Origin of the sequence: Paenibacillus sp. MSJ-34 (assembly GCF_018918005.1) — a bacterium.
GTDB lineage: Bacteria > Bacillota > Bacilli > Paenibacillales > Paenibacillaceae > MSJ-34.
Genome location: NZ_JAHLPR010000062.1, coordinates 1 through 22227 on the forward strand (window position 1 = coordinate 1; position 22227 = coordinate 22227).

26 protein-coding genes and 1 tRNA gene are annotated in these 22227 nt (G+C 49.9%); 16 read left to right on the top strand and 11 right to left on the bottom strand.

Annotated features, from left to right (window positions below):
- Window positions 1-110 precede the first annotated feature (110 nt).
- The 8 genes from KQI79_RS24120 (at window position 111) to KQI79_RS24155 (ending at window position 7738) form a co-directional block, all read left to right on the top strand.
- Window positions 111-470 carry an ABC transporter permease subunit gene (locus KQI79_RS24120; protein ID WP_290370081.1) on the top strand — a complete coding sequence of 120 codons (360 nt, stop codon included), beginning with the start codon at window positions 111-113 and terminating at the stop codon, window positions 468-470.
- A 29-nt stretch (window positions 471-499) separates the two neighbouring features.
- Window positions 500-1381, top strand: coding sequence for a carbohydrate ABC transporter permease (locus KQI79_RS24125; protein WP_216540863.1), 882 nt, complete (start codon window positions 500-502; stop codon window positions 1379-1381).
- Between the two features lie 128 nt (window positions 1382-1509).
- A complete protein-coding gene (locus KQI79_RS24130) occupies window positions 1510-3069 on the top strand; it encodes an extracellular solute-binding protein (protein ID WP_216540864.1) in 1560 nt (519 codons plus the stop codon).
- 18 nt (window positions 3070-3087) lie between these two features.
- Complete coding sequence (locus KQI79_RS24135) at window positions 3088-4128, top strand: sugar phosphate isomerase/epimerase family protein (RefSeq protein ID WP_216540865.1); 1041 nt, start codon at window positions 3088-3090, stop codon at window positions 4126-4128.
- Window positions 4129-4168: 40 nt separating this feature from the next.
- Complete coding sequence (locus tag KQI79_RS24140; RefSeq protein ID WP_216540866.1) at window positions 4169-4993, top strand: PIG-L deacetylase family protein; 825 nt, start codon at window positions 4169-4171, stop codon at window positions 4991-4993.
- Between the two features lie 96 nt (window positions 4994-5089).
- Entirely contained in the window at window positions 5090-5971 is an 882-nt protein-coding gene (locus KQI79_RS24145; RefSeq protein ID WP_216540867.1) for a hypothetical protein, read from the top strand.
- A 26-nt stretch (window positions 5972-5997) separates the two neighbouring features.
- Window positions 5998-7011: a Gfo/Idh/MocA family protein gene (locus tag KQI79_RS24150; protein WP_216540868.1), complete on the top strand. Its 1014-nt coding sequence runs from the start codon at window positions 5998-6000 to the stop codon at window positions 7009-7011.
- Window positions 7012-7213: 202 nt separating this feature from the next.
- The gene (locus tag KQI79_RS24155; protein WP_216540869.1) at window positions 7214-7738 is read left to right on the top strand and encodes an LptM family lipoprotein; all 525 of its coding nucleotides are present in this window, start codon (window positions 7214-7216) and stop codon (window positions 7736-7738) included.
- A gap of 394 nt (window positions 7739-8132) precedes the next feature.
- Here the strand turns inward: KQI79_RS24155 and KQI79_RS24160 are convergent, their stop codons facing one another.
- A complete protein-coding gene (locus KQI79_RS24160) occupies window positions 8133-8816 on the bottom strand; it encodes a hypothetical protein (protein WP_216540870.1) in 684 nt (227 codons plus the stop codon).
- 100 nt (window positions 8817-8916) lie between these two features.
- Between KQI79_RS24160 and KQI79_RS24165 the strand changes: the two genes are divergently transcribed.
- A complete protein-coding gene (locus tag KQI79_RS24165) occupies window positions 8917-9156 on the top strand; it encodes a hypothetical protein (protein ID WP_216540871.1) in 240 nt (79 codons plus the stop codon).
- A gap of 163 nt (window positions 9157-9319) precedes the next feature.
- A complete protein-coding gene (locus KQI79_RS24170; protein WP_216540872.1) occupies window positions 9320-9985 on the top strand; it encodes a BlaI/MecI/CopY family transcriptional regulator in 666 nt (221 codons plus the stop codon).
- 261 nt (window positions 9986-10246) lie between these two features.
- Here the strand turns inward: KQI79_RS24170 and KQI79_RS24175 are convergent, their stop codons facing one another.
- Window positions 10247-10585: a hypothetical protein gene (locus tag KQI79_RS24175; RefSeq protein ID WP_216540873.1), complete on the bottom strand. Its 339-nt coding sequence runs from the start codon at window positions 10583-10585 to the stop codon at window positions 10247-10249.
- Between the two features lie 402 nt (window positions 10586-10987).
- On the opposite strand from KQI79_RS24175, the gene KQI79_RS24180 reads away from it, so the two are divergent.
- The gene (locus tag KQI79_RS24180; RefSeq protein ID WP_216540874.1) at window positions 10988-11473 is read left to right on the top strand and encodes a GNAT family N-acetyltransferase; all 486 of its coding nucleotides are present in this window, start codon (window positions 10988-10990) and stop codon (window positions 11471-11473) included.
- Window positions 11474-11603: 130 nt separating this feature from the next.
- Window positions 11604-11963 carry a c-type cytochrome gene (locus KQI79_RS24185; protein ID WP_216540875.1) on the top strand — a complete coding sequence of 120 codons (360 nt, stop codon included), beginning with the start codon at window positions 11604-11606 and terminating at the stop codon, window positions 11961-11963.
- 131 nt (window positions 11964-12094) lie between these two features.
- Here KQI79_RS24185 and KQI79_RS24190 read toward each other — a convergent pair whose 3' ends face one another.
- The gene (locus KQI79_RS24190) at window positions 12095-12388 is read right to left on the bottom strand and encodes a hypothetical protein (RefSeq protein WP_216540876.1); all 294 of its coding nucleotides are present in this window, start codon (window positions 12386-12388) and stop codon (window positions 12095-12097) included.
- A 213-nt stretch (window positions 12389-12601) separates the two neighbouring features.
- Here KQI79_RS24190 and motA point away from each other — a divergent pair, with 213 nt between their 5' ends.
- Both motA and motB read left to right on the top strand, forming a co-directional pair.
- A complete protein-coding gene (gene motA, locus KQI79_RS24195; RefSeq protein ID WP_216540877.1) occupies window positions 12602-13402 on the top strand; it encodes a flagellar motor stator protein MotA in 801 nt (266 codons plus the stop codon).
- A complete protein-coding gene (gene motB, locus KQI79_RS24200; RefSeq protein WP_216540878.1) occupies window positions 13389-14201 on the top strand; it encodes a flagellar motor protein MotB in 813 nt (270 codons plus the stop codon). Before motA ends, motB begins: the two co-directional genes overlap by 14 nt.
- 68 nt (window positions 14202-14269) lie before the next feature.
- On the opposite strand, the gene rluF is transcribed toward motB, so the two are convergent.
- Both rluF and KQI79_RS24210 read right to left on the bottom strand, forming a co-directional pair.
- Window positions 14270-14971 (bottom strand): 23S rRNA pseudouridine(2604) synthase RluF, encoded by a 702-nt coding sequence (gene rluF / locus KQI79_RS24205; protein ID WP_216540879.1) that lies wholly within the window; start codon window positions 14969-14971, stop codon window positions 14270-14272.
- Between the two features lie 20 nt (window positions 14972-14991).
- Window positions 14992-17310: an ATP-binding protein gene (locus KQI79_RS24210; RefSeq protein WP_216540880.1), complete on the bottom strand. Its 2319-nt coding sequence runs from the start codon at window positions 17308-17310 to the stop codon at window positions 14992-14994.
- Window positions 17311-17674: 364 nt separating this feature from the next.
- Between KQI79_RS24210 and tadA the strand changes: the two genes are divergently transcribed.
- A complete protein-coding gene (gene tadA, locus KQI79_RS24215; RefSeq protein WP_367398238.1) occupies window positions 17675-18181 on the top strand; it encodes a tRNA adenosine(34) deaminase TadA in 507 nt (168 codons plus the stop codon).
- Window positions 18182-18196: 15 nt separating this feature from the next.
- Complete coding sequence (locus KQI79_RS24220) at window positions 18197-18769, top strand: GNAT family N-acetyltransferase (protein ID WP_216540881.1); 573 nt, start codon at window positions 18197-18199, stop codon at window positions 18767-18769.
- A gap of 40 nt (window positions 18770-18809) precedes the next feature.
- Here KQI79_RS24220 and KQI79_RS24225 read toward each other — a convergent pair whose 3' ends face one another.
- From KQI79_RS24225 to KQI79_RS24250, 6 genes are all read right to left on the bottom strand, one after another.
- The gene (locus KQI79_RS24225) at window positions 18810-19874 is read right to left on the bottom strand and encodes a DUF6612 family protein (RefSeq protein WP_216540882.1); all 1065 of its coding nucleotides are present in this window, start codon (window positions 19872-19874) and stop codon (window positions 18810-18812) included.
- A 210-nt stretch (window positions 19875-20084) separates the two neighbouring features.
- The gene (locus tag KQI79_RS24230; RefSeq protein WP_216540883.1) at window positions 20085-20984 is read right to left on the bottom strand and encodes a YitT family protein; all 900 of its coding nucleotides are present in this window, start codon (window positions 20982-20984) and stop codon (window positions 20085-20087) included.
- A gap of 154 nt (window positions 20985-21138) precedes the next feature.
- Entirely contained in the window at window positions 21139-21291 is a 153-nt protein-coding gene (locus tag KQI79_RS24235) for a small acid-soluble spore protein P (protein WP_216540884.1), read from the bottom strand.
- 63 nt (window positions 21292-21354) lie between these two features.
- Entirely contained in the window at window positions 21355-21531 is a 177-nt protein-coding gene (locus KQI79_RS24240; protein ID WP_230193350.1) for a hypothetical protein, read from the bottom strand.
- A gap of 33 nt (window positions 21532-21564) precedes the next feature.
- Window positions 21565-21924, bottom strand: a complete 360-nt coding sequence (locus KQI79_RS24245) for a hypothetical protein (RefSeq protein WP_253298384.1) — start codon at window positions 21922-21924, stop codon at window positions 21565-21567.
- 144 nt (window positions 21925-22068) lie between these two features.
- Window positions 22069-22157, bottom strand: a tRNA-Ser gene (locus KQI79_RS24250).
- Between the last annotated feature and the right edge of the window lie 70 nt (window positions 22158-22227).

Sequence of the window (22227 nt, forward strand, 5' to 3'; positions counted from 1 at the left end):
CTTGATTTTCGGGCTGGGTTTAGTTTGGTGCTGTCATTTTCCCTGACTCCCTTGCTTTACGGCCAAGAAAATTTCCAATTCTCAAGAATCAGGGACTTGACATCTTACCGCTGGACTTATCTACCGTCGACCCTCAATTATATGAAGCGGCCGAAATCGACGGGGCGGGAAGATTGAAGCAGATATTTAACGTTACGATACCGCATTTGCTGCCGACCATCTCCGTCGTCCTCATCTTGTCGCTCGGATCGATGTTGACGCTTGGATTTGAGAAGGTGCTCCTGCTGTTCACGCCCAGCAACTCGATCACGAGCGATATTATCGATACGTTCGTATTTCGAATGGGTCTGGAAAACAGCAATTACAGCTACGCTACCGCCGTCGGCATGTTCGGAGGGTTGATCGGGCTCATTCTCGTTTCAGCAGGAAACTATATATCAAGAAAAATATCCGGCCACTCCTTATATTAAATGGATATCATACGTTGGGAGGCGCACCAATGCTATACCGCAAAACCTGGAGTTACAAACTGTTCATGCTCTTCAACGGAGCCTTTATGCTGATTGTCGTCGGCGCAATCGTCTTGCCGTTCCTTCATATCCTGTCCGTTTCTTTCAGCGATTCGGCGGCGATTGTCGGCGGCCGCGTCGGGCTGTTTCCGCAAGGCTTCAATGTCAATTCATATATCAAACTATTCGCCTTTCCCGATATCCTCTCGGGATTTCGAAATTCCGTGATCCAAACGGCGCTAGGTACGTTGATCGGGCTGTTTATGCTCACGGTCTGCGCCTACCCGCTCTCGAAGAGGGCGTTAAAGGGACGCAAAACGTTGATTTTATTCATCATGTTCACGATGTTCTTCAGCGGCGGGCTCATTCCAACCTATATGCTGGTGCGAAGCTTAGGCTTAATCGATTCTATCTGGGCGATCGTGATCCCGTTTTGCATTACGCCCTATTATTTGATTTTGATGATGACCTATTTCCAAGGCATTCCGGCCGATGTGGAAGAATCCGCGATGATCGACGGGCTCAATCCGATTCAAATTTTGTACCGGATTATCTTGCCGCTTGCCAAACCGGTTATGGCCGCAATCAGCCTGTTCCTCATCGTGTATTATTGGAACAACTGGTTTAACTCCATGATCTATTTGAACAGCACGGACAAGTATCCGATTATGCTGATCGTGCGAAACATTATCGTCGGTTCCGACATCGCGTCTCAAGGCGGGACCGTCATCGAAGATTCGCTCAGGAGCACTTCGGCGGCGGCGCTAAAGTCTACGGCGATCATCATTACGGCTTTGCCGATCATCGCGGTATTCCCTTTTGCGCAGAAGCATTTTGTGGCCGGCGTCATGCTAGGGTCGGTCAAAGGGTAAGCGGTGCGGTGCGCACGCATGCAGCGAAGGTTGTTCGCGCCTCGCCGAGGCGAAACAATAGATAGCCGATAGGCGGCGATACGCCTGCCGGCCAAGATTGTACAAATGATGGGGAGGTTATGGTACCAATGACAAACAACAAGGCAACAAAATCGGTGCGGCCGCTTGCCAAGGCGGGGGTTCTTCTTCTAGCGATCTCTCTGCTTCTGGCGGCATGTTCCGGCAAAGGTTCGACATCTTCGGAGGGCCAAGGGACTGGCGACACGCTTACCTTCAGCATGTTATACAGCGATAATTCGGCCTATCCCTACAACAAAAACTGGCCCGTATTGCAGCAGATGACGGAGAAAACGAATGTAAAGCTGGAAATGCAGACCGTACCGGATACGGAGTACGCCGGCAAACTGAAGCTTGTCCTCAATTCCGGCTCCGCGCCCGATTTGATCGCGCTGATGGATCAGAACGCAGTGCTCGAGTTCGCGCAGACGGGAGTGCTGCTGCCGATCAGCGATTATATGGACAAACTGCCGAATTTGCAGCAAAAAATCGAACAATACCGGATCGAGGAAGAATTAAACGAATGGAAACTGAAAGACGGCAAGCTGTACGTTCTGCCGTTTATGAACGAATCGGCCATCTATAACCGCGGACCGGTGATCCGCAAAGATTTGCTGGATCGACACCAACTGCAGATTCCGACAACGTCCGAGGAACTGTATACCGTATTGAAGAAGTTGAAGGAAGCCGATCCGAAGAGCTTTCCGATGACCAATCTGTTCGGCGCCGATCAATTGCTTGCCAATGCCGGGCCGTCCTGGGGAATCGGGCCGAGCTATAACGGATTTATGCTGAATCCCGAGACCAACCGATACGAGTATGTCTATACGGGCGAAAATTACAAGCAATATGTCAAATACTTGAACAAGCTGGTTACGGAAGGGATCGCAGATCCGGAACTGTTCACATCCAGCCTGGACCAATGGAAACAAAAGATGGCCACCGGCAAAAGCGTGTTCTCTTATACCTGGCTCAGCGAGGTTGGACAACTTAACGCCGATGGCAAGAAAAACGTAAGTACCGACTTCGAGCTGGTTCCGCTGCCGCCGATCGCCGGTCCGGGAGGCGCAAAAACGACGGCCGCCAACCGAATTTATCACGGGATCGGCATTCCGGCCGGCGAAGTGAAGAAGCCTTATTTCGACAAGCTGCTGGAATACGTCAACTGGCTGTACAGCGACGAAGCGATCGATATGATGACTTGGGGCGTCAAAGACCAAACCTATATCGAGAAGGACGGGCGCAAGGATTTCCCCGAGGAAATGAAGAAGACCGGCATTCAACGCGCGCTCTGGGATATCGGAGCTTCCAACAACAATTATTTGATGGTGTTCCCGTACGAATGGTTTATGAAAACCTTTAACGATCCGGTGGTGGAAACATTGACGGAAGAAGCGAACGCGAACGATTGGTTCCCGGCGATCGCCAAAATGCCGAAGCTGACGTCCGAACAACGCGAGGAAGAGAAAATGCTGCTTACGTCTATCAACGATTTATTCCTGAAAGTGCATGAGCAATTCGTCTACGGCAAACTTTCGCTGGATACGGAATGGGATCGGTACGTCCAGGATATTAACGCGAAAGGCGTCAGCAAACTGCTGGAACTATACAACAGCACGGTTAGCGAATGAGATAGGAGGTATCGCGGAATGAAAATAGGCATCGACATGCATCACGGATTTTTGCGCGACGAATCCATCCCCGTTGAACAAGCGCTGCGGCAGGTGAAAGCGGAAGGATATCAGGGCGCTTATTACAAATCGCCGGTGTACATCTCCCCCACTCTCGATCCCGGGGAGTTGCAAGAGGCTGCGAATATCGCGAAAGAATTGGATTTGTACATCGATTTCGGCATCGGCCGGGTTAATCCGTACAATACCAACGAAACGCCGGAAATTTGGCTGCTGGGAGGCGGAGACTACAAGCTCGCCATGGAGAAGCAGATCCGCGCGGCGGCTTCGATGGGAGCCAAAGAATTGATAGGGGTAACCGCCAATTTCAAACCGAAGCATGACGGCTACTTTTTGTACGACCGTTTCCGCACGGACGTCACGTGGGAGGACCAATTGCTGGCCACCGAGAAATTTCTGAAGCTGCTCGCGCCCGTTCTCCGCGAAACGGGCACGCGAATCAACCTGGAGACGCATGATGAGATTACGTCGTTCGAAATTTTGCGCTTGATCGAGGCGGTCGGAGACGACGTGCTGGGCGTCGCCTTCGATACTTGCAATGTGCTGTCGATCGGCGAGGACCCGATGGCCGTCGTCAAACGTACCGCGCCGTACATTCATCAAATGCATGCCAAAGACTTCATCGTCTTCTTCACGGACAATGGGCTGACCAGACAGGTCAAGCCGTGCGGGCAAGGGGTTGTCGATTTCGAGGAGATCTTTCGCGAGATCGCAAAATATAATCCGAAGCTTCAACTGCAAGTGGAAGACCATAAAGGGTATATGCCGATCGACATTTATGTGAAGGAATGGGTCGATCGCCACCCCGATCTGCAGTTGGCTGAAGTTTCCGCGATCGTGCGCTATGCGTATCTATGCCAGAAGCGCATCGCGGCAGGGCAACTGATGGAGCCGGAAGCTTATGAAGCGATCGATTACTGGGAACAGCGGGACGAACGGCTGAACGCTTCCCGCGATCATCTCTTCTCCGTGCTCGATCGCCTGGGACTTCGCGAGTAGATAGTTGATGTATCGCAATATCGATGAAAAGGAGAACGCTATGAAACGGGAAATTCGCGTTATCGTCATCGGAGCGCATCCGGACGAGCCCGATATTTACGCGGGCGGAACCGCGGCATTCTTCGCCGAAATGGGACATAAAGTGAAATTTCTGTCGTTAACCGACGGCTGCTGCGGACACTACAGCCAGCACGGTCCGGAACTGGTCCGGCGCAGAATGGCGGAAGCGCAAGAAGCGGCGCATCGTTTGGGAATCGAGGAATACGAGGTGCTGGATACGCCCGACGGGCAATTGCTGCCCGATATTCGGGTCCGGCATCAAGTAATTCGCCGCATCCGGGAATGGCAAGCGGACATTGTCGTCGCCTTCCATCCGGACGGCGGGAATCATGCGGATAACCGGTATGCGGGGAAAGTCGTCAGCGACGCCGCGTCCTTTGTCGCGCTGACGCCGAACGCCGTGCCGGATGTCCCATGCTTGAAGAAATCGCCCTTATTTTTACTCATGCCGGACTACTCGATGAAACATCGTTATAAACCTGATCTTGTGATCGATGTGGAACGCGTCGTGGAGAAGAAGCTTCTCGCCTGCGACGCCCACGCTTCGCAATTTTACGAATTTACGCCGTGGCAAGCGGGGTTTCTCGACGAAGTGCCAAGCAGTTGGGAAGATAAAAAACGGTTTTTGCTGCGGTACTGGGGAGAGTTTATGTACGCGTCCGGCGAGATGATGCCGGGCTTGGAGAAATGGTACGGCAAGGAACGAGCGGCGGCGGTCAAATATGCCGAACCTTTCGAAATCGCCCCATATAGCAGAAGACCGGATGACGAAGAGATCAGGGCTTTATTTCCGATGTTGGGATAAACGCCGGGATCCGCGGTCTTCGAACCGCGCGTCGGCACTGCCTCCAAGGAAGCGGTGCCGACTTATTTTCGTACGATACGCTTGGGAGGCACGAATGTGTATCTGTTATTAGCCGTATTTGCCATCGTCATGTTTATCGTGCAAACGCTCAGCCTGAAGCAATGCCGGCTGCCGGAAGGCCGCCGATACGCAGCTCTTTGCACGTTAAACACGTTTTACACCGGCCTGATCGCGGCGGCGTTCGCGCTTTGGTGGCTCTTTGCCGGCGCTCCGCCGTTTGCCCCGCTCACGCTCGCGCTCGGGTCGGTCTACGGGTTCGTTTTCACCTTGGCGATGTTTAGTTATGCGGGCGCGATGAATACAGGCCCGTTGTCTTATTCCGCGTTCTATTTTTCCGCCAGCTTAATGATTCCTGTTATAGCCAGCATGCTCTTCTGGGGGGAAACGGCTACGCCCGCGAAATGGGCCGGGATCTTTCTATTCCTGCTGTCTTTCTACTTTGTTAATGTGTACGGTGCGGGAACAAACCGCAAGGGCGGCGTCCAATGGATCGTCTTCTGCCTGTTGGCGTTCCTGTTGAACGGCCTCCTGCCCGTTGCCGCCAAAGTTCATCAAACGGCTCTTCAAGGGCGGGAAGTGCCGCAATTCATGTTTGCAGGCTTTGCCGCCGCTTGTTTATGCTCCCTGATCGGCATGGCCGTATTCCGATCGCTCAAGCACAAGGAAACCGGGATTGCCGTCATGCGCCAATCCGCCGTATTCGCCGTTAGCCTGGCCGTTTCGACCGGTTTAGGCAACGCCGCCGTCACGTATTTGTCGGGACGAATGCCGGGAATTTACCTGTTCCCTCTCGTTAACGGAAGCATGGTCGTTATGCTGACGCTTCTTTCCGCCATTCTGTTTAAGGAGAAGCTGACTTCGGGGGGAATCGCCGGCATTGCGACGGGATTATGCGCGATCGTAGCTATTAATCTATAAAAATATAACCTTGGAGGAGGCTTGCCATGCCTAGATTAGCCATGCTCAGTTGTTGGAATCATTACCATGCGAGAAGCTTTGCCCGGGATTTGGCGGAGCTGCCGGAGGCGGAGATCGTGGCGTTATGGGACGAGGAAGCGCCGCGCGGAGCCGCCTTTGCCCGCGAATTTGCAACGGAATTCGAGCCGGACCTGGAGGCGCTGCTTGCGCGCCCGGATATTGACGGCGTCATCCTCGATTGCGCGCCGGAACACGCGGCCGGCTTGATCTCTTCCGCCGCCGAGGCGGGTAAACATGTGTTGGCCGACCAAGTGCTGGCGCTCACAACGAAAGACGCGCTGACCGTTGCGGAGACGATCGAGCGTGCGGGCATTGCGTTCGCCATCGATATGTCGCTCAAGCGTTGGCCGATTAATCTGGCCGCCAAACAGTTGGTGGAGGCCGGAACGATCGGGGGCATTACGAGCGTGCGGATTCGCAATGCCCATGACGGCGCGCTTGGCGACGGATGGCCGTACCGTTTCCGGGAGAGCGCGCACGGGGTATTCGCGGATCTCGGCGCTCATTGCCTCTATTTGGCGCGCTGGCTTCTTGGGAGACCGGCGGCTGTCACCGCGATCGTCTCCCGCTACTCGGGCGGAGGCATCGCGGAAGATAACGCCGCCTGCATCCTGGAATACGCAAACGGCGCGATTGCATTATGCGATGCGAGCCATGTGGCGTGCCGCTCCCCCTTCTCCGTCGAACTCTACGGCACAAGGGGAAGCTATCTCGCCGGCGGCGCCACCGGCGAACATCGCAAGCTGTTGAAGCCGGGCGACGGCACGTTTCGCTTACTGACCGACGAAGGCTCCGGCGCATCTCCGCTGCCCAAGGAAGCCGGCACGCCCTCGATTCGCCAATGGCTCAAGGCGATGCAAGGAGAAGCCGTACCGTTATTCGGCGTTAACGAAGGCATCGATCTCGCCCAGATGCTCGAAGCTTTATATCTCTCCGCCCGCACCGGCCAAAAGGTATATTTCGACCGGCTCGAGTCATAAATCGACAAAAACAGGACTTTATACCTAGGAAAAACTCGTGACCAAGGCGAAAAATGATCTTTTTTCCTATTGGCTTGCATTTCCAAAATGCCGATAATAAGTTGGGTGCTAAACTACGGTATCGGATCGTGTCAGGAACGCCATTTTTTGACAATGGATATTGTCGGCACAAAAAAGAAAAAAGACGATAAGGGTGGAGTAAATGAAAAAGATTTTTGCAATCGTATTAATGGTATCGATGGTTGCGCTGCTTGCGGCATGCGGCGGGGGTTCGAGTTCCCCGAAGGTGTTTAAAAGCACAGACGACAAATATCAAGTGGAAGCCACTGCCGAGTGGCAAGACGCGGGAACGCAATTGAACGACAGCGGAGACTTGCAAATTTTCAACCCGCGCAAAGAAAAATATTTGCTCGGTTTGATTGAGTCGAAAGAAGATTTCACCGACTTCACGTTGCAGCAGTACTATGAGGTCGTATCGGAGCCTTTCTTGGCAAGCGTAAGCGATCCGGTGCAAGGAGAGGTTAAGGAAGTAACGATTGGCGGAAATCCAGCGCTGCAATACAAATTGGAAGGATCGATCGACGGCATTCAAGTCGTTTATTTGGTGACGATCGTCGAGACGCCTACGGATTATGTGCAGCTTCTCGCATGGACGTTGAAAAGCAAATGGAACGATTATGAGCAAGAATACAACACGATGATCAACAGTTTCAAATCGGCGGCATAATAGATTTAATAAATTCTTGAATGACACCATATCTCGACATAACGGTTCGGGAGATTAATAGATTCTCGACTTCTCCATAGTCAACACCCATGACGACCCATTGGTTGTGTGATGCAATTCCAAATGCTATAATCGGGTCAGACGAAGAACGTCCTTACACTGTTTCTGTGCAAGGGCGTTTTTTTATTTTTTCGCATGGAGGATGGTTCGCGGATGGATTTTGAAAAATTCGAATTTAGAAAGAGAGGCTATACAGAAAATTAATTACCAACTACTGGGATATGGATGTTCAAAATTAGATATTCTACTTAAAAATTGGTAGGATGAAATAAATCATTTGAGTTAAAGATGGAAAACCAAAAACGGGCCTTCGCCCGCTTTTAGTTTCATATGCTTACATCGTTTTATAGTTAACAGTTACATGAATTGGCTTTCTTGCATACCAATCTACTTGATCGGACCACTCATAAGTAACTTCAAAACCACCTTTGATAAAATCAGCAGTACCACCTATACTACCTGTCTCACCTTTTCTCTTTACATATGTTAGCACAGCACTTCCATCTGCTACAATTTGAGTGGTAGGGAAACTTCCTGTAGCAGAAATATACACTTCATCAACGGCCTCAAGGTAGTATTTATTTGAATTAACTATAGCCAATTTGTTGCTTAATACTTTGTTAATTTGAACGAAGGAACCACTTCTATATCCCTCCATTTTAACTGTCAATCTAGTTGTTACATTTTTATAGTCGGTTCTTTCATTGTAAGCTTGAAGGATTAAATTTTCTGCAAGGGTGTTGTCTGATGAAAGGCTATTAGGAGCAGGAGTAACACTTTCTATTATCTCTCCAAATGTTTCTATTAATTCCCCTGTTTCTTTATTAAAAAGTTGAACCTTTGCAGAGTTATCGTCCTCACTTCTTACAACTCTTATGTTTTCTGAAATAGGTACTTCAATATAGTTCACCTTTAACTTTATTGTTTTTACATTGGTTGCTTCTGCCGATACAATAGGAACAGTTAATAAAAGTGAAAAACAAAGTAAAACGGCTAATACTGGTGATAGTTTCCTCACAGATAATCCCTCCAATGGATAATATTGTATTTAATACATTTATTATTTTATGTTATAATGACATAGATGTCAAATATTTCTTTGGAAAGGGATGGTAATAATGGATACTAACGATTTTACTAGTTTTTCAAATGATATTACAAATAGAATTGGAAATGTAGCTGATACTTTATACAATTCTTTACTTCGAGTAGAAGCGGAAATTGGTAGTTTGAAACACACTTTAAAAACGACAAACACCATACTTATGTTGTTTTTAGTGTTAAGTACAATTTACGTTGCATTCAATATATATTGGAAAATTAGAAGTAGTAGTAATAAAAATAAAATTAATGATTAATTCCTGACATTCCTTGGAATAAAATAATCTAACTAGAGAAAAAACAACCCATCGTTGGATTTTGCAATTCCAAATGCTATAATCGGGTCAGACGAAGAACGTCCTTACACTGTTTCAGTGCAAGGGCGTTTTTTTATTTTTTCGCAAGGAGGATGATTCGCGAATGGATTTTGAACAAGCGCACAAGGAGTTTTTGGACCGGCATGTATCCTTGAGGCAAGGGGAGCGAAAAGGTCGGTTGCTTCGGGGACATCAGTATGCCGAGAAATTGTTTCTGCAAAACGTATGGTGGCCGTTGTTCGGAAACTTTGATCGTTTGCATCCGGAGTATGAAATTTACGATTGGAACCGCAAATCGCAGTTTCTCGACTTTGCTTTTATCGCTCCTTTCGGCCGCTTCGGGCTGGAATGCGACGGGTTTCAAAGCCATGTGAAGGATATGGACCGGGAAAGATTCAGCTATGCCCTGAATCGGGATACGTTTCTGACCGGCATGGGATGGAAGATGCTTCACTTCTCCTTTGACGATGTGCAGAATCGGCCCGAAATTTGCCGCACGCTGCTGCAATTGGCGGTCGCCCCTTACCTCATTCGAAACAAAGCCGTAAGCCCGCCGGTCCTCATCGAAAAAGAAGTGCTCCGGTTGGCGTGGGGCCTGGGAAGATGGATCCGTCCCAAGGACGTATGCGATCATTTGGAGGTCGACTTCCGCACGGCGCGCAAATGGCTGCGTTCATTGGTGGAAAAGGGCTGGCTGCAGCCCATCGCAAGAGGCCGCGATATTCGCTACTACGAGCTAAATGCGACTGCGTTGAAGCAGTTATGGTAGCGGGTTGAGGGCGGGGCATGGGATGCCGGTGGGTGCTGATAAGATCTGGTGAGGGTCTTATGGTGTGAAGATCGGATGCCGATGGGATGCTGATAGAGCGTTGACGGAGGGCCTGTAACGGCAGGTTAGGTGCTGGGGGGATTGAGCCACTCTGTTGGATTTTGTCCAATGGAAAAGGCCCTCTACCTGGAGAAAACGTCCTTCCATTGGATTTTGTACAGCAGAATCCTGAATAGTGTGGGGAAAAGGAGGAAAATGGTGCTAAGCTGTTGGATGTTTTCCAATGGCAATCCGTCCCAACCCCGAAAATCGCAAATTTGCTTGTACATTTTCCAATAGGGAGATCAGGGGGCTAAAATGACGTTCCTTTGCAGGTATAAAACGGCTGACAACAACTGGAGCTGCATTGGGCGCCCCTAAAAACGCCGTTGATCTACTATTGGATTTTGTCCAATGAAAAATGCCCTCTACCCAGATAAAACGTCCTTCCATTGGATTTTGTACAGCAGAATCCTCAATTTTATCGTGAAAAGGAGGTAGATGGGACGAAACTGTTGGATGTTTTCCAATGGAAGCCATCTCAGCACCGAAAATCGTCAATTTGGTTGTACATTTTCCAATAGGGAGGTCATGGGGCGCGAAAAAGATGTTCCAATGGGGAGATCAGGGACAGCGAAAAAAGTCGTCTTGTATAGGTGCAAACCGGCTGAACATCGATCGGCCGTACCTGCTATCGGCTGTACCTTCCAGTCATGCGCCCCTTGTCCTGCGCCCCTTGTCCTCCGAGACTTGCAGACTCGTCGGGAAAGGTGATTTCCCGCGCTTCTATGCTCTAGCGCTTCCGTTTCAACAGCGCTTACGCGTCGCTTAATAAGCAGAAGCGATTTAGACCACAATACAATTGTCAAGGTTTGGCGGCCTCCCGTTGCCGAATTGCCCGGATCGTCCTTTTTCTCATATAATATGAAGTATTAGATCGCAGCAAGTAAGGAGGGCTGTCCGATGAAGAGCGCGCAACCGCATCTGCGAACCGTCCCGCTTCAGGAAACCCATGCGGAAGCCATCTGCAATTGGGTATACGAGCCGCCCTATGACTTGTACGGTTGGCTCCCGTGGCCGCAAATGCAAGCGCTTGGCATCGAATTCGGCGATCCGGACGTGCGGCGGCAGCAATATGCAGCTGTCGTCGACTCCGCGGGAGAATTGATCGGCTTTGCGCAATTTTTCCCGCTTGTAGGCGTCACGCGTCTTGGAATCGGCATGCGGCCCGATTTATGCGGGCAAGGATTGGGAACACTCTTTATGATGCCGATTATTGCGGAAGCGAAGCGGCGCGCGCCGGAGAATGCCATCGATTTGGAAGTTCACGTCTGGAACGAACGGGCGATTCGCGTCTACGAACGGGTCGGATTTCGCATAACCGATACCTACGAGAAGCGAACGCCGGACGGATACCGCCCTTTTCATTGCATGGTTTTTCAAGGATAGAAGTCACTTATTTTCGTCATTTTCCCAAATGACACAAAATTGTCATTTACCGTTGAAAGACTTAGTGTTACGATGGACTGTAGCTGTGGTAAATTTAAGAAAGCAGAATCTTGCAAAGGAGGCGAACAAGATGTACAAATGGCTGATGGGCGGTTTATTTTTCGCGGCTTGTGCATTAGCTGTCGTGTTGATGTTTACTTTGGAAACCGGCCCGAAAGGCGAGCAGAAACAAGAAGCCGCTATGCCTGAGGTTACGTTGGACGCAGCAGCTGCGGAAACCATTGCCCAAGCGAACTGTATTAGCTGCCATGGGGATTCTTTACAAGGCGGGATCGGGCCCAATTTGCAGAACATCGGTGCCCAACTGGACGAAGAAGCTCTATATAAAATCATTACTAAAGGTAAAGGCAGCATGATGCCTGCCTTTAAGGACAAATTAAAGCAAGAAGAAATCGCTAACTTGGCCAAATGGCTCGCAGAGAAAAAATAAAAAGCGAGCCCGCCGAGCCGATTAGGACGCGAATAAGACCATAAATAGGACGATTCCGAGATTTGCCCCGCCGTTTCCGCGCGGATTACATACGGAAGAATCCTGTCTATGGTCTTATTTCTTGGCGCCGTTTACGTCAGCGGAACGATCGCGGCAATCTGCTCCTTCATTCTGACGACAATCCGGTGAAATTTCGAATCGTATGCCACCGCAGCGCTGCCGACTCTGATCAAAGGATCCTCGCCGAGTCCGAAGAAGACGTCGTCCGCGAGCGCCTCCATCACTTCCCGCCGTTCCTCCGGCGCAAGCTGCCCCCATTCCTCCGTCGTCATATCGATAAACAAATGGCCGTCCGGAATTTGCAATACCGCCTCGGTCAAGTCCGCCAAAATGTCCGCATATTCTCTTGCATGTCTTACACCCACCAAGCTCACCCCATCCAAATCGAAGATTAAGTATACATCGATAATGTTGACTATAAACATTATACCTAAAATTTTTGCCTAAAGTTGACGATAAATACTATATTGCAGTTGTTTTTCGGTTTTGGGGACGACTCTTGTCGAACCCCCGCGACGAACCGTTGCAACATTATGGGATGGAAACCATTTTTATTTCTCACGGATGAGGTGTGCATTGTGGAAAAATCAACAATTATCGGTATTGTTTTAGGACTCGCGGCAGTCATTCTAGGAATGATGCTCAAACATGCTCCAGTCGGATCGCTCGTCAATCCCGCCGCTTTTATGATCATTTTCGTGGGGACTGCCGCATCTTTATTTATGGCGTTTCCTTTATCTGAGCTTAAGAAATTTCCTAAATTGCTGAAACTGCTTTTCAGCCAACAGCAATTGATCGACCGCATTCAATTGATTCGCATGTTCATGGATTGGGCTTCGATTACGCGCCGCGAAGGCTTGCTGGCTTTGGAAGCGAGAGTGGAAGAAATCGACGACGAATTTTTGCGCAACGGCATGCGGATGATCATTGACGGGAACGACCAGGATTTCGTGCGCGACGTGCTAATGGAGAATATCTCCGCTACCGAAGAGCGCCATCGCGCGGGTGCGCTTATTTTCTCCCAAGCGGGGATGTACGCCCCTACGCTCGGGGTTCTCGGCGCGGTCATCGGGCTCATCGCCGCCTTGTCGGATATGAGCGATATGACGTCTTTGACCCAAGCGATTGCCGCCGCCTTTGTCGCGACATTGCTCGGTATTTTCACAGGATATGTCTTATGGCACCCGATGGCCAACAAATTAAAGCGTCTCTCCCAGCGTGAGATCGAAATCCGCCTTATGATGGTCGAAGGCCTATTATCCATTCAGTCCGGGGTATCGACGATCGCTATCAATCAAAAGCTCGCCGTCTTCTTGACGCCGCAGGAACGCCAGCGGATGACGGAAAAGGAGGAGGCTTCGATCGGTGAAAAAGAATAAAAAACAGCATCATGAAGAACATGCCGATGAAACTTGGCTCATCCCTTATGCGGATATATTAACGCTGCTGCTCGCCTTGTTTATTGTCATGTATGCGATCAGCGCCGTCGATATCAAGAAGTTCAACGAGCTCAGTCAAGCGTTCAGCGTCGCCTTTAACAGCGGCAGCGGCGTTCTGGATAATAACGCGCTCGTTACGACGGGAACCAGAACGACCAACAAGACGAAAGACAACACGAACAAAACGGATAAAGAAAAAGAACGTCTCTCTCTCATGATGAAAGAGCAAGAAAATTTGGAAAAAGTCAAGAAGAAGCTTGATGAATATATTAAGCAAAACGGCTTATCCTCACAATTGGAAACGAATCTGAACCAGTCGCAGCTCATGATCACGATCAGCGACACCGCCTTGTTCGATTCCGGGCGCGCGGCGGTGAAGAAGGAAGCGCGGAATTTGGCGGTTGTCATTGCGGACATGCTGCAGCAATTCCCGGATTACGAGATCATCGTTTCCGGCCATACCGATAATCGGCCGATATCAACCCGGGAGTTCGAATCGAATTGGGAACTAAGCTCTTCGCGAGCGCTGCAATTTATGAAAATATTATTGCAAAATACGGATTTGAATCCGAAAATGTTCAGCGCGATCGGATACGGCGAATATCATCCTGTCGCCACGAACGATACGGAAGCGGGCCGAGCCCAGAACCGGCGCGTCGAAGTATCCATTATTCGCAAATATGTCGATGCCGAAAACCAGCAAAGCATTTCGGCCAATCCTGCTAATGGACAACAATAAGATGAAAAAGGGACTTGCTCCGCAGCGAATCGGCCCTTCGGCCGACTCTAGCGGATTAAGTCCCATTCTTACTTCAATCGATAATTCAGCGTTCGCCCCAGCTGTTCCCGTTCTTCCGGCGTAAGATCGCGCCATGCTCCCGAAGCGAGCGGACCCAGATGGATATTCATGATGCGGATGCGTTTCAGCTTTCGCACTTCATAGCCGAAGGCACCGCACATCCGGCGAATTTGCCGGTTCTTCCCTTCCGTCAAAATGATGCGAAATTGCCGCTCCGACATCCGGGTCACCTGGCAAGGCTGCGTCATCGCGCCCAATATTTTCACACCGCTCGACATGCCTTGCACGAATTGCGGCGTAATCGGCTTATCCACCGTCACGATATATTCTTTCTCATGCTTGCCTTCTGCGCGTAAAATCAAGTTCACGATATCTCCGTCATTCGTCATCAAGATTAATCCTTCCGAATCTTTATCCAGACGTCCGATCGGGAAGATCCGTTCCGGATGGCCCACGAAGTCAACGATATTGCCGCGGATATGGCGTTCCGTCGTGCTTGTAATGCCTACAGGCTTATGCAAGGCGATATAGACATGCTGCGCTTTGTCCGTTAACGCGCGTCCGTCAATCCGGACGTCGTCCCCTTCCTCCGCTTGGCTGCCCAGTTCGGCCGCCTTCCCGTTGATCGTCACTCTCCCCGCTTCGATCAGTTTATCCGCTTCGCGCCGGGAACAATATCCCGTTTCGCTAATAAATTTGTTAATTCGCACGTATTGAGTTCACCCCGATGTCAGACGGTCAAACGACCGCTCCCTGCTTTCTCTTTCAGATTGTCTTCCTTCGCCTCTTCCCGCGCCAACGGCAACGTAATGGTCACGGTCGTGCCTTCGTTCACCACGCTTGTAATTTCCATTGTACCCTTGTGGCTTTGAATGATACGTTGGCTGACCATTAAACCGAGGCCGGTGCCGGTCTCCTTGTCCGTATAGAAAGGTTGGCCCAGCAGCGATATTTTATCTTCCGGAATGCCGTGGCCCTGGTCGATAATCCGAATGCATACTTGGTCCTGATCCACGATCATAAGCTGCAATACGATCGTACCGCCCCCGGGCATCGCTTCGAACGCGTTTTTAAGAATGTTGATAAACACTTGCTTTAAATGATTCTCCTCGCATTCGATGACCGAAGGCGCGAACGTAAAGCGGGTCACGAATTCGATATTGAAGAGATGCGCCTGCGAATCCAAGAGCGATATGACATCTCCCAAAATATAACGCACATCTTTCTTCTGAAATTGCGTCGCTTGCGGTTTGGCCAAGATGAGAAACTCGCTCACGATCAAGTTGATCCGATCCAATTCGGACAGCATCAAATCGGTATGTTGCAAATTCAACGTTCGGGTCTGCTGTTGAAACTGCAGAAACCCGCGCAATGTGGTGAGCGGGTTGCGAATTTCATGCGCAACGCCCGCCGCCAATTGCCCGACTGTCGTCAACTTTTCGGAACGTCGGAGCAGTTCCTCCATTTTTTTGTTGCCTGTAATGTCGCGCGTGATGCTGGCATAAGCCGTGCAATTCCCGTTCTCATCGTATATGGGCGACGTACTGACGCTCACGTCCAGCAGTTGTCCGCTTTTCGTGATTCGTATCGTTTCGTGCGCTACCAAAGGTTTCCCCGATGCGATCCATTTGGCCGCCTGTTCCTCTTCCTCCCGATGGCTGTCCGGAACGATGGCCGGAACGGTTCCGAGCACCTCTTCGGCGCTCCAGCCGAATAACTGTTCGAACGCTTTGTTCGCCCGGATGACCCTGCCTTCCAAATCAACGACATGAATCGCATCCGAGGTTTGATTGATAAACGATTCCAGCTGATCTTTCATCGCCCGGTTCTCCTCGTACGATTGCTGCAGTTGGTTCGTATACCGGCTTAAATTATGCGTCATCGTATTGATGCGCTTGGCCAACAGTCCAAGCTCGTCCTTGCTTTTAATTTTCAACCGGGAGCCGAAATGGCCGTCCGCCACTTCATTCACTTTGTCTAAAATGGCGTGGAGCGGCCGAATAATCATGCCGGACAAAAAATAACTGCCGATAATCGTAATCTCCAGCAAAACGATCGAGATGGCGATATTGTTGATCAATTGCTCGCCCAGCACGGAAGATATCATCTTATAATCCATAACAATGCTGACCAGATAGGACGGATCTTGCGGCACGGGGATGAAGCTCTTAATCACTTGCAAGCCGCCCAGTTTCGTTTGATAGAACACCGCTTCCCCTTGCCTGGCCTTCTCGACGTTGCGGATATCGTATTCGCGGTCGGCATAGGTATATGTCCCGAAAGCGATGGAGCCATTCGCTTTGCCTTCGAAGCTGCGGCCTTCCTCCTGCGCCGAACGCGCTTCTTCGATGAACTGCTCCGGACGAATCCCCGCAATTTCCAAAATATGCGGATTGGCTTCGATCGTTTGTTTGACCGTCTCGTCCATATCCGTTAATTTGGAGAAATCTTCAATCTCTCTGCCTTTAATATATGGATCGATTACATAGTTTCGTTGGCCGTCATAATAAAACCCCCACTTATCCACACTGTTCGAATTGGATTCCGATATTTTGATCGGACCCGACCAGAAATGATCCTGCTCCTGCTCTTCCCCCGCCTCTCCTTGTTTCGTAGCAAACCATGGTTCCAATTCCATCGGGAAATTCCCTTGCGGAGCCGATGCGGCTAAATCGTCCGGATTTGAAGATCGCCGGACGACGATTCCCCCCGGCCTTGTCTCGAATAACGCGATATGGGAAATTCCTAACGTTTCGCTCAATCGAACCAATTGCTCGTTCGCAATCTTGTTGATATCCGGATCCAATTCTTTTGCCGCGTAGACTGCGGCGAGGCGGAGCTTCTCCTCCAAAATACGCTCGATGTAATCCGCGCCAAAATGCGCTTGCTCGATCGCAATCGCTATTTGTTTGGCGGCCAGCATCATTTTCTCTTCGCTGTCCAGACGCAAATTTTCTTTTGTGGAAAAATAATTCAGCATCATGTTGAAAAACATAATAACTAGCAGCGTACCCGAAATAATAAAAGACAATTTGGCTTTAATAGACAACTAAGATTTCACCTCGTATGAGCAAATACGTTGGGCCGATCTGGTTGACTAACTATTCTAATCATAACCTTTTCGGTCATTTTTGGCAAAGTCCGACAACCTGCGCGTCGTGCCGCCGAATATTTTATTGCCATTCGCCGTGTAATTTTCTACAATAGATTCAGATTATCAACAAGTTGTTAACAGATTTGTGGATTGTTCTGATAACTTGTGCATAAAACTGTGTACAACTAACGTGTTATCCACAGATTTATGCACAGAACGTTAACAAGGAATACGTGTTCGAGGGACAAGGCGAATGTTTATACACAGATCGAACAACGATTTATTCCTTTTATGCGCTCATTAGGAGGTATTACATATTGTGCAGGACCATGAGCTTGTGAATAACCGCGACAGCGACGCGTGGCGGGAACATGAATATTGGATGGAAGCGGCCATTGCCGAAGCGAAGAAAGCCGAGGCGATCGCCGAAGTGCCGATTGGCGCCGTCATCGTGCATGATGGGAAAATCGTCGGCCGCGGGTACAATTTGCGGGAAACGGCTAAGGACGGCACCGCTCATGCCGAGATGATCGCGATCCGCCAAGCCAGCGAGACGCTGCAAGCATGGCGGCTGCTCGATTGCCGCTTGTACGTCACCTTGGAGCCTTGCCCGATGTGCGCGGGAGCGATCGTACAGTCGCGCATCCCTTTGGTCGTCTACGGAACGGCAGACCCGAAGGCGGGCTGCGCGGGAACGTTAATGAATTTGCTGCAAGATTCGCGGTTCAACCATCAAACGGAAGTGATTAGCGGCGTATTGCAGCAAACATGCTCCGCGCTGCTGACCGATTTCTTCCGTCAGCTTCGCCAGAAGAAAAACGAGTAACGGAGGGCTTAACGCATGATGAAAATGTACGATTCGGAACGCAACATATACGTTCGCTCGCTTCGCCCGGACGATGCCCCGGCGCTGACCGAGCTCCGATTGAAAAATCGCGAACATTTGCAACCGTTCGAACCGTTGCGGGACCCGGATTTCTTTACGTTGGAAACGCAAACCCGGCTGTTGGAAAAAGGGGCGAACGACGAGATCAACGACCTCGCTTATACATTCGGCGTCTTTACGGCGGACGATCAACGGCTGGTAGGCAGGTTGGCACTGACGAATGTGGTCCGCGGGCCGGGCCAATACGCCGATTTGGGTTATTTCATCGACCCCGATTTTGGGGGGAAGGGGTACACGACCGCAGCCGTCCGGATGATTGCGAAATATGCGTTTACCGAGCTGCGTCTGCACCGCATTCAAGCCGGAGCCATGCCGCGCAACATCGCTTCCCAGCGCGTCCTTGAAAAAGCGGGGTTCATTGCGGAAGGCATATCGCGCAAGCTCGTGCAAATCAACGGCAAGTGGGAAGATCACCGGATGTACGCCCTATTGGCGGAGGATCTTGATCTTGATTCGCAACGCGCATGAAAAAAAGGGCGGCAATGCCGCCCCTACCATGGATTCCCTATTACATGCCAAAAGAGTTAAATTGCTGTTCCAGTTCTTCCATCGTAATGACATCGGTTGGAATGCCGATTTTGAATTCGACTTTCTCGTTAATTTTCGAATATTGGGAAGACGCCTGCAAGCCTAGCTTCACCGTCGTTCCTTCATTCGTAATATCGAGGTTGGCATTGACGTCTTGATAAACCGGATAGTCGTCTTTGCTCACCGCTGTCGTTATCGAGAACTGATTGATTTTGACCGCTTTCTTCAATTCCTCCAAAGCTTTCTTAAGCTCGGCTTCGTCGCTGATCTCTTTTTTCAACTTATCGATTTCCTCTTGCTGCAATTGGAACATATCTTTATATTTGTCGCTCGACATAAGGTCGAGAATTTGCGGAAGCACGTCTTTGACGAAAACTGTGACCGCTTGTTCCAGATTGCTGTCGGTAATATCGAACTTAACGACTTGCTTCGCATCCACGCCTTCCGGCAGCCCTGCTTCTTTCACATTCACATCGGAGAAGAACGTTTTGCCGTCAAATCCGCCGAGGACCACTTTCGTCAATTCTTGGCTCAACTCTTGCGATTTGGTGAAATCGAGCGCTCCGACATTCAAATCGGCGTCTTGTTCCTCAGCAAGCTTCTTCATATCGATTTCGATAAATTTGTCCACCATCGACTCCGGCAGCCCAAGCATCGGGATGTTCGGAATTTTCATCCACATTTTGTCTTCTGTAATGACCATCGGAACCGAAAGCGTGATTGCCATATCCCCCTGCAGCTTCACTTCCAATGTCATTTCCATTTGCATCGGGTCTTTCTGGAATACGCCCGAGACGTTAACCTCGGCGTTTTTCAATAAATTCAAGACCATCCCTGCAGCCGGGTCCTGCTCCAATGCGGGATCGTTGACAGACAACTCGTTGATTTTGAGAGATCCTGTCAATTCGTAAGAATTCATTTTCAAAGCATTTTCCATTGCGGCCTGTACGGATTCTTTAGGGTCTTTCTTGGACGCACATCCTGATAGTACGACCATAACGACCAACATACAAGCCAACATCGACAACCATATTTTTCTCTTCAATGTGTTTCTCCTCTCACTCCATGAAAATATTTTGCACCTAAAACATCATAACCCAGCCGGCCGGAAATGAAAATAGCTGAAAGGTACTAAAACGATAACCAATAATTCCCCTTAAAATGCGTGTTCAAAAAGGTAACTTTTCAGCACCGGGAAGGTCTAGATATACTTCGTGATCAAAAGAGCACTTTTTGAACAACCTCTTAAAACTCGCTAATGAATGTCTTTCTTTTTAAACCGTCCGCCCTTGACATCGTGAATATTGCCGACAGCCAGAAATGCGGCAGGATCGAGCTCTGTTACAATCGATTTCAATTTCGCTTCCTCCAGACGGGTGATAACGCAGAAGATCACCTTCTTGTCATCGCCTGAAAATCCGCCCTCGCCGTTCAAGTAAGTCACTCCCCGTCCCAAGCGGTCCACGAGCGCATCGCCGATATCTTTGTACTGATCGCTAATAATCCATACCGACTTCGATTCGTTAAGGCCTTCGACGACGATATCGATCACTTTAAATGCGATGTAATACGCCATAAGCGAATACATGGCGCGGTCCCAGTCGAATACCAGACCGGCGCTGCTTAAAATGAACAGGTTGAAAAACATAATGACTTCGCCAACGGAAAACGGGATTTTCTTGTTAATCAGAATGGCGACAATTTCGGTTCCGTCTAAAGAGCCTCCGAAACGGATGACGAGACCGACTCCGACCCCGAGGATGATCCCTCCGAAAACGGTGGCAAGCAGCGCATTGTCCGTTGCCGGATGGGCGTGATGGAACGCTGCCGTCATCGCGGACATAATCGCAATCCCGAATAACGTCGATAATGCGAACGTCTTTCCGATTTGTTTATAGCCGATAAACAGAAACGGCAAGTTTAACGCAAATAACAACAGACCCAGCGGGAGCCCCGTTAAATGCGAGAAAATAATCGATATCCCAGTAACTCCACCGTCAATAATGGAATTAGGGACGAGAAAAAACTCGAGCGCAACGGCCATCAGGGTGGCGCCAATCGCAATAAAGACGCCTCTTGTCAATATATCTGCCCATGATGCTTTCAAATGCGCTTTTTTCGGTTGAGGTACAGACGGTATGTTCGTTTGCTGCATAACATTCTCCTTTCAATCTCTTGCGCGCGGCCTCTTCGCGCTAATCTTTCTCACAGGCTGCAAGTCTGTTTTTTCATTATACTAAAAAATAGACACAATAAAAAACCTCAATTCACAGGATGCTGTAAATCGAGGTTTCATCATGGCATTTGGGCTAACCTTCCGTGTTATGATGACTCACATGATTGCGCTGTTTCACTTTTTTGGAACCGGATAACGGTTCCCGGTTTGCGCGATTTCGTTCTCCCTCATGATGCCGTTCTTCTTCCATAGCTTCCGGCACGGGGATGCTCTTCGGCTTGCTCATAATGTTCCCGCCTCCCTTATTCCGTCATATTGGGCTGCATCCGGCCGCTTCCGCCCCAATAGGTTACGAATGCGGATGCTGCAAATCGGTCGGTTCGTCGTGATTGAGCGCGTCCTGATGGCGCCGATCGTTCGCATCCTGTTGGAATTGCTGCGCCTGATGGCTCGTAACGGGAGTCTCGTTCAACTCCTCCACGACATTGCGTAAATTTTTATCGGCATGTTTGTTCGCTTTCGGCAAGGATGCCATCTCCTTTCAAACTGGGTTGATAAGTCAAGGATGCGTAACGTCATGCAGCGCTTGCGCGCATTCATGGATATGACGCACATAATTTTGCGCCATTTCCTGGATCGATTCGGTCCGTTCATCGACCGTCGTCCCGTCCCGTTCGACATCCACGAGATCGACCTTCACTTCCCGCGAATCGACATAAGTGCATTGGAAATCGAAAGAGTACATTTGGCGGCCCGCCGCATCGATATGAATTCGAAGCATATGCGGATCCGCTCCGTCCGCCGTCACGATGGCATGCTCGCCGTCGCGCAGCGTCGTCGGCAACGTATTGCTCCATGCCTGCACCAGCTTCCGCTGATCTAACACCAACTCTTCGTTGCTCAGAATGAACACCTCCAACTAGCTTGATTCGGATAGACGCCTATCCAATAACATGCGATAAGGAAGGTCCTTTTATGCACTCGCTAACGGATTTTCCTCCGAATGTAAAAAAGCCATACAGTCGCTTCAAACGACGGCATGGCTTATGTTATTCGCTTATAATGGCGGAGAGGGTGGGACTCGAACCCACGTGGGCTTGCACCCTAACGGTTTTCAAGACCGCCCCGTTATGACCGCTTCGGTACCTCTCCGGGTAGAAATCGTCTGCTCGCCGCCTCGTCGCCGGAATGCAAATCGCATACCGGTAAGCAGGCGTCATGA